The 12,736-nt window shown below is 68.8% G+C and carries 14 protein-coding genes and 1 tRNA gene; 4 read left to right on the top strand and 11 right to left on the bottom strand.

The genetic code is table 11. The annotated features are described in order from the left end of the window. Positions 1-27 precede the first annotated feature (27 nt). The gene (locus MRBLMX7_RS14970; protein WP_363369668.1) at positions 28-684 is read right to left on the bottom strand and encodes a SipW-dependent-type signal peptide-containing protein; all 657 of its coding nucleotides are present in this window, start codon (positions 682-684) and stop codon (positions 28-30) included. A 7-nt stretch (positions 685-691) separates the two neighbouring features. Continuing rightward, on the bottom strand, positions 692-1,327 hold the full coding sequence (locus MRBLMX7_RS14965; protein ID WP_363369666.1) for a SipW-dependent-type signal peptide-containing protein: 636 nt from the start codon (positions 1,325-1,327) through the stop codon (positions 692-694). A 296-nt stretch (positions 1,328-1,623) separates the two neighbouring features. On the opposite strand from MRBLMX7_RS14965, the gene MRBLMX7_RS14960 reads away from it, so the two are divergent. Beyond that, a complete protein-coding gene (locus MRBLMX7_RS14960; protein WP_363369664.1) occupies positions 1,624-3,321 on the top strand; it encodes an MDR family MFS transporter in 1,698 nt (565 codons plus the stop codon). Next, positions 3,311-3,787 carry a MarR family winged helix-turn-helix transcriptional regulator gene (locus MRBLMX7_RS14955; RefSeq protein ID WP_363369662.1) on the top strand — a complete coding sequence of 159 codons (477 nt, stop codon included), beginning with the start codon at positions 3,311-3,313 and terminating at the stop codon, positions 3,785-3,787. The genes MRBLMX7_RS14960 and MRBLMX7_RS14955 overlap by 11 nt, the downstream gene beginning before the upstream one ends. Here the strand turns inward: MRBLMX7_RS14955 and MRBLMX7_RS14950 are convergent. Beyond that, a complete protein-coding gene (locus tag MRBLMX7_RS14950; RefSeq protein WP_363369660.1) occupies positions 3,784-4,656 on the bottom strand; it encodes a LysR family transcriptional regulator ArgP in 873 nt (290 codons plus the stop codon). The genes MRBLMX7_RS14955 and MRBLMX7_RS14950 overlap by 4 nt on opposite strands. A gap of 70 nt (positions 4,657-4,726) precedes the next feature. Here MRBLMX7_RS14950 and lysE point away from each other — a divergent pair, with 70 nt between their 5' ends. After that, on the top strand, positions 4,727-5,386 hold the full coding sequence (lysE, locus tag MRBLMX7_RS14945) for an L-lysine exporter (protein WP_363369658.1): 660 nt from the start codon (positions 4,727-4,729) through the stop codon (positions 5,384-5,386). 13 nt (positions 5,387-5,399) lie between these two features. Here lysE and MRBLMX7_RS14940 read toward each other — a convergent pair whose 3' ends face one another. The 8 genes from MRBLMX7_RS14940 to MRBLMX7_RS14905 form a co-directional block, all read right to left on the bottom strand. Next, positions 5,400-6,209 (bottom strand): amino acid ABC transporter ATP-binding protein, encoded by an 810-nt coding sequence (locus MRBLMX7_RS14940; RefSeq protein ID WP_363369656.1) that lies wholly within the window; start codon positions 6,207-6,209, stop codon positions 5,400-5,402. Beyond that, positions 6,196-6,861, bottom strand: a complete 666-nt coding sequence (locus MRBLMX7_RS14935) for an amino acid ABC transporter permease (protein ID WP_363369654.1) — start codon at positions 6,859-6,861, stop codon at positions 6,196-6,198. The genes MRBLMX7_RS14940 and MRBLMX7_RS14935 overlap by 14 nt, the downstream gene beginning before the upstream one ends. A 19-nt stretch (positions 6,862-6,880) precedes the next feature. Continuing rightward, complete coding sequence (locus tag MRBLMX7_RS14930) at positions 6,881-7,696, bottom strand: amino acid ABC transporter substrate-binding protein (protein ID WP_363369652.1); 816 nt, start codon at positions 7,694-7,696, stop codon at positions 6,881-6,883. A gap of 175 nt (positions 7,697-7,871) precedes the next feature. Next, positions 7,872-8,561, bottom strand: a complete 690-nt coding sequence (gene rplA, locus MRBLMX7_RS14925) for a 50S ribosomal protein L1 (protein ID WP_050722551.1) — start codon at positions 8,559-8,561, stop codon at positions 7,872-7,874. Between the two features lie 11 nt (positions 8,562-8,572). Then, entirely contained in the window at positions 8,573-9,004 is a 432-nt protein-coding gene (gene rplK / locus MRBLMX7_RS14920; RefSeq protein WP_050722550.1) for a 50S ribosomal protein L11, read from the bottom strand. A 245-nt stretch (positions 9,005-9,249) separates the two neighbouring features. Then, a complete protein-coding gene (gene nusG / locus MRBLMX7_RS14915) occupies positions 9,250-10,293 on the bottom strand; it encodes a transcription termination/antitermination protein NusG (protein ID WP_050722549.1) in 1,044 nt (347 codons plus the stop codon). A 40-nt stretch (positions 10,294-10,333) separates the two neighbouring features. Then, positions 10,334-10,609 carry a preprotein translocase subunit SecE gene (gene secE / locus MRBLMX7_RS14910; protein ID WP_050722548.1) on the bottom strand — a complete coding sequence of 92 codons (276 nt, stop codon included), beginning with the start codon at positions 10,607-10,609 and terminating at the stop codon, positions 10,334-10,336. A gap of 40 nt (positions 10,610-10,649) precedes the next feature. Next, a tRNA-Trp gene (locus tag MRBLMX7_RS14905) sits at positions 10,650-10,722 on the bottom strand. 184 nt (positions 10,723-10,906) lie between these two features. On the opposite strand from MRBLMX7_RS14905, the gene MRBLMX7_RS14900 reads away from it, so the two are divergent. Then, positions 10,907-12,736: an HSP90 family protein gene (locus tag MRBLMX7_RS14900; protein ID WP_363369648.1), complete on the top strand. Its 1,830-nt coding sequence runs from the start codon at positions 10,907-10,909 to the stop codon at positions 12,734-12,736.

The following is a 12,736-nucleotide window of genomic DNA, read 5'->3' as shown; positions in this document are numbered from 1 at the left end:
CGTGCTCCTCCCCGGTTCCCGCCGCCGCTACGACGACGTCCCCTGGATCTGCCACGTCTGCGTCATGGTGAGCCCCTGCGCACCGTTGGCCGCGGTCGTGGGGAGTGTGACGGCGACGCAGTAGTTGAGCTGGGTTCCGCCGTTCGCCGTGACCGCCTGCGGGACGGTCGTGGTGGGCGCGCCGCTCACCGTGAGTGCCGAGCCGTCGGCGACGACGATGCTGGTGGATGCCGACGCGGCGGCGTAGGTCACGGCAGTGCACGACTGACTCGGCGTCGCGGCGGTAGGGACGAGCCGCACACCGTAGGTCAGGTACGGAGCGAGTCCGGTGCCCCCGGGCGTCCCCGCCGTCAACTGCAGAGCGCCGGCGGCGGACGGGTTCGCGGTCTTCACGCTGAACAGCGCGTACGTCGTCGTGCCGGGCACCATCGCGGTGGGCGCGGCCGTGAAGCTGAGCGCTGCGGCGGCACCGGCCGAGGCGTGGCTCGAGAACGTCGCGCCGTCGGTGGCTCCGACGATGTCGAAGCGCCCGGCGGTGAACGTCGCCGTCCCGTACTCGGAGTCGTTCCATGCGGCCAGGGTCATCGCGGCCCCCACGCCGAGCACGAGTCCTCCCGCGAGGAGGGCTCGGATCCGGCGGGAGCGGAGCTGCTTCGCCTCCCGCATGGCTCTGCGGGTCTGCATGTCGGACTCAGGTCGTCGACGTCGCCGTGAACTTCCAGGTCGCGGTCGTGGCGAGGCCCTGCTTGAGCGCTGTGCCGGCCGTCACCTTGAAGCACAGCTGCACCGCGGTGCCGGCGGTCGTGGCGTTCGCGCCCTTCGTCAGGGTCATCGGCGTCACGCCCGTCTGTACGTCGAGGGTGGCGCCGCTCGCGACGGGGGTGCCGGTCGCGGATGCCGCGTTGCATGTGGCGCCCGGCGCCAGTTGGTACACCTGGTACGAGAGGTTGCCGGTGTTGGAGCTTGCTGCGGGGTCGGCCGTCGTGCCGTTGGCCGAGAGGCTCGCACCGGTGGTCGTGCCGGCTGCGAGGCGCACCCAGAAGCCGGCGTAGACCGCATCGCCCGGCGACATGTTGCCGACAAGCCCGGTGGGCAGAGTGAAGGCGAGCGTGGCGGCCGTGCCGCCGGTGTCGACGTTGTGGTCGCTGTAGCTGGCGTCCACGTCGCCGGCCACCGAGCCCTGCAGGTTGAACGAGCCGGACGTGAACGTGCCCTGCGCGAACTCCGAGTCGTTCCAGGCAGCGAGAGTGACCGCGACGCCCACTCCGAGGACCAGTCCGCCGGCGAGAACCGCCAGAGTCTTCCGCTTCCGATCTTTCGTAACCATGCTGCAACCCCCTCAGGATGCGTTGTCGGTCGCACGGGCGCATCAGGTCTGCGACCCCTGTGGGTGCGCTCCCATGCGTTCCGGCAATCCTTGCGGAAGCGCTCCCACGCCACAAGAGGTGCGAGCATAACGATTGAACGCCCCTTCAGCCTCTTCACGTTCTTCTCGCTCCACGACCGAGCACCAGAACTAGTTGACGAAAATCAACCACAGGCGTATGGTTGACGAAGTTCAACTACTTCGCATGCGCCAGAGCTGTCGCAGCATCCCTTCCTGCGCATCACGAAAGGCTCCGCATGACCACGGACTCCCCCGCCCGGATGACGCACCGCCAGGTGCTGGAGGCCCTGACCGGCCTCCTGCTCGGCATGTTCGTCTCCATGATCGCGACGACAGTCGTCTCGACGTCGATGCCCGTCATCGTGCACGACCTCGGCGGCGACCAGGCAGCATACACCTGGGTCATCACCTCCACCCTGCTGACGACAGCCATCTCCACGCCGATCTGGGGCAAGCTCGCCGACCTCTTCAACCGCAAGCTGCTCATCCAGCTCGCGATCATCATCTTCGTGGGGGCGACGGCCGCGGCCGGCTTCGCCCAGGACACCAACATGCTCATCCTGTTCCGCGCGATCCAGGGCCTCGGCGGCGGCGGGCTCGCAGCCCTCAGCCAGGTCATCATGGCCGACATCATCAGCCCGCGCGAGCGCGGCCGTTACATGGGACTGTTCGGCGCCGTCATGGCCGTCGCGACGGTCGGCGGCCCGCTGCTCGGCGGCTGGGTCACCGACACGATCAACTGGCGCTGGAACTTCTTCGTCGCGTTGCCGTTCGCGGTCGCGGCGCTGATCATCCTGCAGAAGACCCTGCACATCAGCACCGAGCGCACCCGCAAGGCATCCATCGACTACCTCGGCATCGTGCTGCTGTCGTCCGCAGTGTCCCTGCTGCTGATCTGGGTCACGAACGCCGGGTCGAGCTTCGACTGGTGGAGCACCGAGACCGCCCTCATGGTCGGCGGCGCGATCCTCGCGACCATCGCTTTCATCGTCGTCGAGCTCAAGGTGCGCGAGCCGCTCATCCCGCTCTCGCTCTTCCGCGGCCGCACCTTCACCCTGTCGGTCGTCGCGTCGATCTCGATCGGCGTCGCGATGTTCGGCACCTCGGTGTACCTCGCGCAGTACATGCAGCTGTCCCGCGGCGCTTCGCCGACCGAGGCCGGCCTGATGACGCTGCCGATGATGGCCGGACTCCTCATCTCGTCGATGGTCGTCGGCCAGCTCGTCACGCGCTTCGGCAAGTGGAAGGGCTACCTCATCCTCGGATCCGTGCTGCTGATCGCCGGCTCGACCCTTCTGTCGACGCTGCACTACGACACGGACTTCGTGCTCGTGTCGATCTACATGTTCCTCACCGGCGCGGGCGTCGGCATGACCATGCAGAACCTCGTGCTCATCGTGCAGAACGTCGCGAAGCCCGCCGAGATGGGCGTCGCGAGCGCCGGCGTCACGTTCTTCCGCAGCCTGGGCGGCACCGTCGGCGTCTCCGTCATGGGCGCGGTCCTCGCGAACTCCCTGACGAACCTCTTCGCCGACGGCAAGGAGAAGCTCGGCGCCGCGATCGCCCAGCTCGGCGACAAGGGCGCCGAGGTCGCGGCGCAGCTCTCCAGCGGAACGCTGCCCGAGGTGCGCCTGCTCCCCGAGCCCGTGCGCTCGATCATCGAGGACTTCTACGCCCAGGCCATCTCGCACGCGTTCCTCATCGGCATCCCGCTCGCGATCATCAGCCTGATCGCGATCCTGTTCCTGCCGAACAAGCCGCTCACGCGCATGACGACGAGCGAGCGCGCGACGGCGGATGCCGCGAAGGATCGAGGCTCTGTGGAGGATGCCGCTGACGTGGCGCTCTCCGACGCCGAAGCACTGTCGGGCGCCCCGCGCACCGGCTCCGTGACGGTGGTCCGCCGCGCGGCGGACGATTCCGATGGCCGCTGACGTCGAAGCGTCCGAGGGGGCGCGGACCGCTGCGGTCCGCGCCCTCGAGGCGGAGTTCAGCGAGCTCATCACCCACTTCCGCCGCCTCATCATGGACAACGCGAACCGCGTGAGCCCCGGCATGCTCCCCGGCGCCTATAAGACGTTCACGGCGATCGCGCGCTGCGGCAGCGTCACGTCGTCTGCGTTGGCGGAGCGGATGCTCGTCGACAAGGGCCAACTGAGCCGCACCGTGCGCGACCTCGAGGAGCTCGACCTCATCCGCCGCTCCGCCGATCCGAGCGACGGCCGCTCCTCGCTTCTGAGCCTCACTCCGCACGGCGAGGCGAAGCTGCTCGAAGCCCGGGGACCGCAGGAGGGGATGCTGATGCGCAACCTCGCGGACTGGAGCGTCGCCGACATCGACAGCCTCACCCGACTGCTGCACGCGCTGAGCTCGGGGGCGACGCCGGGCGACGAGGACTAGCCGGACAGCACTCGGCGTGCCTCTTCGGCGACCTCGGCCGCGATCGCGTCGAGGAGCTCCGAGCGCAGGTTCCACTGCTGCCAGAACAGGGCGACGCGCAGTGGCGGGCCGCCGAGGTCGACGAGGTCGCCGTCGTCCTGCAGCCGGGGCACCATCCCCCAGCCGAGGCCGAGCCGCACCGCGAGAGCGTAATCGTGGGATGCCGGGACGTAGTGCCGCGGGATCCCCTGCGCCGCGACGCCCCGCGTCGCGAGCCACTCGTGCTGCAGCGTGTCCCGGCGGTCGAAGTCCACGAACGGCGCGAGCGCGAGCGCCTCCGGCGTCACGCCGTCCGCGAACCAGCGCTCGGCGTAACCGGTCTCGGCCATCGCACGGTACTCGAGCACGCCGAGCGGCGACACGGAGCATCCGGCGACCGGCGTCGCCTCGCTCGTCACCGCCGCCATGACCGTGCCCGATTCGAGCAGCCGTGCCGTGAAGTTCTGGTCGTCGCGGTGCAGGTCGACGTCGATGCCGTGCGCGGCGGACAGCCGGGCGAGCGGCGCGAGGAACCAGGTGGCCATCGAGTCGGCGTTCACGGCCAGCGGGATGCGGGGCCGCGGCGTCTCTCCGTCGAGCCCGAGCCCGCCCAGCGCATCGTGCTCGAGGAGGGCGACCTGACGTGCGAGCCGCACCACGGCCTCGCCCGCCTCGGTGAGCCGTGCCGGCTTGCTGCGGACGACGAGCACACGCCCGAGCTGCTGCTCGAGCGCCTTGAGTCGCTGACTCACGGCCGAGGGCGTGATGCGGAGCACGCGGGAGGCCGCGTCGAGCGTGCCCTCGTCGGCGACGGCGGCGACCGTGGCCGCGAGTTCCGGATCGATCTTCACATGAGCGATGCTAATGGTTCATCAGGAATCCTCGCTGTTGCTGATGATCGACACGAATTAGCGTGAACGCATGCTCTCGGTTCTCTCGGGTCTCGGACTCGGCCTCTCCCTCATCGTCGCGATCGGCGCGCAGAACGTTTTCGTGCTGCGCCAGGGGATCCGCCGCGAGCACGTGCTGCCCGTCGTGATCGTCTGCGCGGTGTCCGACGCCGTGCTGATCGTCGCAGGCGTCGCGGGACTCGGCTTCGTGATCTCGGCCGCGCCCTGGCTCGTGCTCGTCGCCCGGTGGGCGGGTGCGCTGTTCCTGGCGACCTACGGCGTGCTGGCGGCCCGCAGGGCCTGGCGCGGCGGCGAGGAGCTGCGTGTCGAGGCCGCCGATGAAGAGCCTGCCGACAGGCTCGGCGGAGGGATCGCCACAGCGACGCGCACGAGCAGCCGCCTGACCCCCGTGCTCCTCACCGTGCTCGCGCTGACCTGGCTCAACCCGCACGTGTACCTCGACACCGTGCTGATGCTCGGATCGATCGCCGCGACGCACGGCGAGGAGCGCTGGCTGTTCGCGGCGGGAGCGGTCTCGGCCAGCATCCTGTGGTTCACGGCCCTCGGCTTCGGGGCGCGCTTCCTCGGACGCTGGCTGCGCACCGAGCGCTCCTGGCGCATGCTCGACGGCATCATCGCGGTCGTCATGATCGCGCTCGCGATCAGCCTCGTGCTGCCGGTCCTGGCCTGACGCCGGGCCGCCCTCAGTCGCCTTCGAGCGGGCGCAGGATGCGGGTGAGGAAGCGCTGCGTGCGCTCGTGACGCGGTGCGCCGAAGATCTCCGCGGGCGGACCCTCCTCGACGACCACACCGCCGTCGAGGAACATCACCCGGTCGGCGGCCTCGCGCGCGAAGCTCAGCTCATGGGTGACGACGACCATGCTCCACCCCTCGTCGGCGAGCTCCTTGATCACGAGCAGCACCTCTCCCACGAGCTCGGGGTCGAGCGCGCTGGTCGGCTCGTCGAACAGGAGCAGGTCGGGGCGCAACGCGAGTGCGCGCACGATGCCGACGCGCTGCTGCTGTCCGCCCGAGAGCTCGTGCGGGCGGGCGCCCTCCTTGTCGGCGAGACCGACGCGGGCCAGCAGAGTCCGCGCCTCGGCGACGACCTCGGCCTTCGGCCGCTTCTGCACGCGCCACGGCCCCTCGATCACGTTCTCGAGCACGGTCAGGTGCGGGAAGAGGTTGTTCTGCTGGAACACCATCGCGGAGCGGTCGCGCAGCGCGTAGCGCCGTTGCTTCTGCTCGCGTGCGCTCCCGCGCCCCGACGACGCGAAGTCGATCGCAGGCCCACCGGATACCTCCAGCGTCCCGGCATCCGGCGTCTCGAGTCCGTTGAGCGAGCGCAGCACCGTGGTCTTGCCCGAACCGCTGGGCCCGATCAGCACCACCACCTCGCCGCGGTGCAGGGTCACGTCGATGCCGCGGAGCACTTCGTTGTCGCCGAAGCTCTTGTGCAGGCCGCGGGCGGCGAGCAGCGCCTCACCTGCGGGTCGGGGGTCAGTGGGCGACATGGCGATCCAACCTCCTCTCCAAGGCGCTCTGCCCGAACGACAGCACGAGACAGAACACCCAGTACACGAGCGCGGCCGCGAGGTAGATCGTCATGAACTGCAGGGTCGTCGCCGCGATCTGCTGCGCCACCTTGAAAAGCTCGGTCACAAGGATGAGGGAGGCGAGCGACGTGTCCTTCACCAGCGAGATGAACGTGTTCGACAGCGGCGGCACCGACACGCGCGCAGCCTGCGGCAGGATGATGCGCGTCAGCGTGTGCGTACGGTTCATGCCCACGGTGTAGGCAGCCTCCCACTGACCCTTCGGCACCGAGAGGATCGCGGCGCGCACGACCTCCGCCGCATAGCCGCCGACGTTGAGCGACAGCGCGATGATGGCGCTCGGCCAGGGGTCGAGCTTGAGTCCGATCGACGGCAGCCCGTAGAAGATCACGAACAGCTGCACGAGCATCGGCGTGCCGCGGATCACCGAAATGTAGAACCGGGCGACGTTCGACAGGATCGGGTTGACCGAGATGCGCATCAGAGCGACCACGATCGCGATCACGAGCCCGAGCGCGAACGACACGAACGCGAGCGGCACGGTCGCCGTCAGCCCCGCCAGGGCGATCGGCCCGAGGGAGTCGAGGAACAGCAGCCAGGGAGTGTCCATGGGTCGCGGCGTCGCCCGGTTACTGGGTGACGTCCTCGCCGAAGTACTTGTCGCTGATCTTCGCGAGAGTGCCGTCGGCGCGCAGCTCCTCGAGGGCCTTGTCGACGGCCTCGACGAGCGCGGTCTTGTCCTTCGTGAACACGAACGCCTGCTCGCCGGCCTCATCCGTCTCGGCGGCGATCTTGAGTCCCGAATCCTTGTTGGTCGTCTCGTAGTCGAGGAAAGTGAGCTTGTCGTTGACGGTCGCGTCGACACGGCCCTGACGCAGCAGCTCGACGGCCTGCGCCCACCCTTCGACGCCCTCGACCTTCGCACCGGACTCGGTCGCGAGGTCGTACCAATTGCTCGTGAGCGACTGCGCGGTCGTCTTGCCGGCGAGGTCCGCGAAGGACGAGATCGAGTCGTCGTCCTCGTTCACGACGATGACGCCGGGCGAGACCGTGTACGGCGTGCTGAACAGGTACTTCTCCTCACGCTCGTCGTTGATGCTGACCTGGTTCGCGATCACGTCGAAGCGGCCGGCATCCAGTCCCGCGAAGATGGCGTCCCACTGCGTCTCCTGGAACTCGACCTTCAGGTCCAGCTTGTCGGCGACGGCCTGGATGATCTCGACGTCGAAACCGGTGAGCGGGCCGGTGCCGTTGTCGTCGTGGAAGCTGAAGGGGCGGTAGGTGCCCTCGGTGGCGACCGTGAGCGTGCCGCCCGTCACGAGCCCGTAGTCGTCCCCGGCCTCCTGCGAGGATTCGGACTCTGCCGGGGCCGTGCTGCCGCTGCACGCGGTGAGGGCGGCGGCGCCGAGGACGAGAGCGGTGACGGCGATGAGGCGACGGGACATGGGGTTACCCTCCTGGGGTGCGGTGGCGCGGATGCTGTGACGCGCGGGACTCCCTCACCCTACGCGCGTTGTGCACCGGCATCCCAGTCGAGATGACGTCGCATGTCGCGGCGAGCGGGCCATGAAACGAGAAAGGCCCCCGCGCGATGCGCGGGGGCCTTTCCACGGGTCATGCTCAGATGGCGTTGACGTCCAGCGGGATGCCGGGGCCGAACGTGGTCGACACGGCGCCCTTCTGGATGTAACGGCCCTTCGAGCTCGACGGCTTCAGGCGGACGATCTCCTCGAGAGCGGCCTTGATGTTCTCGTCGAGCTGCTCGGCCGAGAACGACGCCTTGCCGACGACGAAGTGCACGTTGGCGTGCTTGTCGACGCGGAACTCGATCTTTCCGCCCTTGATGTCCTCGACGGCCTTGGCCGTGTTCGGGGTCACCGTGCCGGTCTTCGGGTTCGGCATCAGACCACGCGGGCCGAGCACCTTGCCGAGACGACCGACCTGGCCCATGAGCTCCGGGGTGGAGACGGCCGCGTCGAACGCGGTCCAGCCGCCGGCGACCTTCTCGATGAGCTCGGCGCCGCCGACCTCATCTGCACCTGCGGCGATCGCAGCCTCGGCCGCGGGGCCGGTGGCGAACACGATGACGCGGGCGGTCTTGCCGGTGCCGTGCGGGAGGATTACGGTGCCGCGCACCATCTGGTCCGCCTTGCGCGGGTCGACGGAGAGCTTGAGCGCGACCTCGACGGTGGCGTCGAACTTCGACGAGCCGGTCTCCTTCGCGAGGGTCACAGCCTCGGTCGGGGTGTAGAAACGGTCTGCCTCGATCTTCTCGGCGGCAGCCTTGTAAGCCTTGGACTTGGTAGCCATGATTATTCTCCTCAGCCCTCGACCGTGATGCCCATGGAACGGGCGGTGCCGGCGATGATCTTCGAGGCGGCCTCGATGTCGTTCGCGTTCAGGTCGGCCTGCTTCTGCTCGGCGATCTGACGGACCTGGTCCTTGGTGATCTTCGCGACCTTGACGGTGTGCGGGGTCGACGAGCCCTTGGGCACGCCGGCGGCCTTCTTGATGAGCTCCGCAGCCGGCGGGGTCTTCAGGATGAACGTGAAGCTGCGGTCCTCGTAGACGGTGATCTCCACGGGGATGACGTTGCCGCGCTGCGACTCGGTCGCGGCGTTGTACGCCTTGCAGAACTCCATGATGTTGACGCCATGCTGACCGAGCGCGGGGCCGATCGGCGGCGCCGGGTTGGCTGCACCGGCGTTGATCTGAAGCTTGATCAGGCCGGTCACCTTCTTCTTCGGTGCCATTCTCTTTCCTTTCGTCGAATCGGATGCCGGAGCATCCGTTTCTCCCACGGGTCCGGCATCTCCGGACCGTGGTCGTCTGCGCGCACGCGAAAGCGGCGCACAAACCACAACAGTCTACCCGACGCGACGATGGATGGAAAACGCTCGGGAACGGATGCTTTCCGCGACGTTCTCCATCTTTCGTGCGTCCGGGGGAACGCGAAGAGGCCGCCCAGCGGGACGGCCTCTTCGTGCGACGCGGAGCGTCAGATCATCTTGGTGACCTGGTCGAACGACAGCTCGACGGGGGTCTCGCGCTCGAACAGGGAGACGAGCACCGTGAGCTTGCCGCTCTCGGGCTTGATCTCGCTGATCGAACCGGGAAGACCCGCGAACGAACCCTCCTTGATCGTGATGGTCTCGCCGATCTCGAAGTCGACCTCGGCGGGCAGCGGACGGGCGACGGCGACGCCGCCCTTGGCCGCGATGTTCTTGGCGGTCGGGACGTCCTTGACCTCGACGAGCGACTTCAGCATGTTGAAGGCCTCTTCGAAGCGCAGCGGCGTCGGGTTGTGGGCGTTGCCCACGAAGCCGGTGACGCCGGGCGTGTGGCGGACGACCGACCAGGTGTCCTCGGTGAGCTCCATGCGCACCAGCACGTAGCCGGGGATGCGCACGCGCGTGACCATCTTGCGCTGGCCGTTCTTGATCTCGACGACGTCCTCCATCGGGACCTCGATCTGGTAGATCTCGTCCTCGACCTCGAGCGTCGACTTGCGCTGCTCGATGTTCGCCTTGACCTTGCGCTCGAAGCCCGCGTACGAGTGGATGACGTACCACTTGCCCGGCAGCATCCGCAGGTCCATGCGGAACGCCTCGTACGGGTCCTCCTCGGACTCGTCGGCGTCCTCGTCGGACTCGGCGGCGGGACGGTCGTCCTCGCCGTTCACGTCCGGGCCGTCGTACGGGGTGACCTCGTCGGCCGCCTCGGCTGCCTGCTCCGCGGTGTCTTCCGCCACGGCGTCGTTGAGGACCTCTGCGGCAGCCTCGGACTCCGCTGCTTCGTCCAGATTGAGGGCGTCGTTCACGATCGCGTCAGCCTCCGGGTCGTCGATCTCGATGTCGGTGTCGTCGTCTGCGCCGGCGTCGTCGCTGCCGTCCTCGTCCTCCACGTGGAGGGCGACGTGCTCGGCGGACGTCACGGAGCGCTCTTCAGCGGCGAGGACGTTGCCCTCCTGGGCCTCGTCCTCCTCGCTGGACTGCTCTGCGGCGGTCGCCCAGTCGGCGTCGTCGGAATATCGTTCAGACACGTTGTCTCTTTCCAATCACTGCAGCCAGGGCCGCAGGGCATCACGCGTCGGGGACCCCGAACACGATGTGCGTCACCCATGCGAACAGAGTGTCGAGTCCGTAGACGATGCCCATGACGATGATGACGAAGACGAGCACCACCGCGGTGAACTTGACCAGCTCCTTGCGAGTCGGCGTGACGACCTTGCGAAGCTCTGCGATGACCTGGCGGAAGAACAGGGCGATGCCCCCGAAGAACCGGGAGAAGGCGTTGCCGCTCTTCTCGCGGGTGGCGCCGGCCGCGACGACCTCGCCGCGCGGTTCGTCCTGATCCATCCTGAATGTACCTTTCGTGTGCCAGCGTTGCACTGACGCGCAGGGCGGACAGGAATCGAACCTGCAACCTGCGGTTTTGGAGACCGCTGCTCTGCCAATTGAGCTACCGCCCTAGAGACCTGGAGGCCTCGGGGTGTCGTCCCATCCTGCCACCGTTCCGAGTCCTGAGATCCGGGGCACGGCGAAAGAATGCAGACAACAACTGCTGGTCCAGCATACGGCATCCGTCGCGCCCTGCCGAACCGGCGGCGGCATCGGCGCAGTTGCTAGGCTCGGCGGGCGGAGCAACAGGAGGGGATGCCGGTGAGCGCTGACGTGCAGCAGTTCCAGGTGGATCTGCGCGGAGTCGTCGATCTGCTCAGCCGGCACATCTACTCCAGCCCTCGCGTCTACCTCCGCGAACTCCTGCAGAACGCGCGGGACGCGATCACGGCGCGGCGCGAACTCGACGGGCAGGGCGGTCGCATCCGCATCACGCCCCTCTCCGAGGCCACGGGTGAGTTCGTGCTCCGCGACGACGGCGTCGGCCTCACCGCGTCCGAGGTCGCCGACCTGCTCGCGACCGTCGGACGCAGCTCCAAGCGCGACATCTTCGACCTGCCTCGCAGCGACTACCTCGGCCAATTCGGCATCGGACTGCTCAGCTGCTTCATGGTGGCGGACACGATCGTCATCCGCTCCCGCAGCGCCCGCGGCGGCCCGGCCGTCGAGTGGACGGGGAGCGCGGACGGCACGTTCCGCGTGACCGAGATCGACGACGACCTGCCGATCGGCACGAGCGTGCACCTGGTGCCGCGCTTCGACGCCGACGAGCTGCTCCGCGCGGCGGTGGTGCGCGAGCTCGCCACGACCTTCGCGGAGTTCCTGCCGGTGCGGGTCACGCTGGACGCCCCGGGCGGCGACGTCGACCTCACGCGGACCGCGCCCTTCCTCGACCCCGGCGACGACCCGGATGCCGCCGTGCAGTACGGGCGCGACCTGCTCGGCGCCTCCCCGCTCGATGTGATCGAGCTGAGCGAGCCGGCGACCGGCACGCGCGGCCTCGCCTACGTGCTCCCCTTCGCTCCCCCACCCGGCGCGCGGCAGGCCACCCGGATGTACCTCGGACGGATGCTGCTGGGCGAGCGCGTCGACGACGTGCTCCCCGACTGGGCGTTCTTCGTGCGCGCCGTGATCGACTCGACAGGCCTCTCCCCCACCGCGAGCCGCGAGTCGCTCGTCGAGGACGCCTCGCTCGAACGGGTGCGCGAGCAGCTCGGCGCCGGCATCCGCCGCTGGGTTCTCGAGCTCGGGCTGCGCGAACCGCACCGACTCGCGCAGTTCGTCGCGATCCACGAGGTCGGGCTGAAGTCCCTGGTGCGCCACGACGAGGAGCTCGCGCGGTTCATCACGCGATGGCTCACGCTCGAGACCACGCACGGCACGATGCGGATCGGCGACCTCGTCGAGCGCTACCCCCACGTGCGGTTCGCGCAGACCGTGGACGAGTTCCGCCAGGTGGCCGGCATCTCCCCGGCATCCGAGGTGCTGGTGAACGGCGGCTACCTGTACGACTCCGACCTCGTGCGGATGCTGCCAGAGCTCTACCCGCAGGTCACGGTCGAGGCGGTCGACGTGACCGGAGAGCTCGACCGGCTCGACCCGCCGCCTCTCGACGACCGCGACGCCGCGGTGGCTCTCGAGTCGCGGGCGGGCGCGGTGCTCGCGGCATCCGGGTGCGCCGTCACCGTGCGCTCGATCGACCAGCCCGAGCTCGCCGCCCTGTACGTCGCGGACCCCGAGGTGCTGCGCCGCATCGACCGCGGGCGCACCAAGGGCATCACGGGGTCGCTGTGGGGCGGCGTGCTCGACCGCATCGACGCGACGGTCTCCGCCTCGCGCGACGACGACCTCAGCGCGCGCCTGTGCCTCAACTGGGCGAACCGCGTCGTCCGGGCGCTCGTGCGGGTGCAGGACGACGCGGTGTTCTCCCGCACCGTGCAGCTGCTCTACATCCAGGCGCTGCTGGCAGGACACCATCCGCTCACCGATGCCGACCGTGCGCTCATGACCTCGGCACTCACCGACCTCGTCTCGCTCTCGGCCGGCATCGAGGGGGACGCGATCCCCTTCGGCGACGCCGTCTGA

The sequence above is a fragment of the Microbacterium sp. LMX7-1.2 genome, assembly GCF_040675935.1.
Classification (GTDB): domain Bacteria; phylum Actinomycetota; class Actinomycetes; order Actinomycetales; family Microbacteriaceae; genus Microbacterium.
Note: the sequence above shows the minus strand (reverse complement) of the source record. Positions and strands in the feature narration are given on the sequence as shown.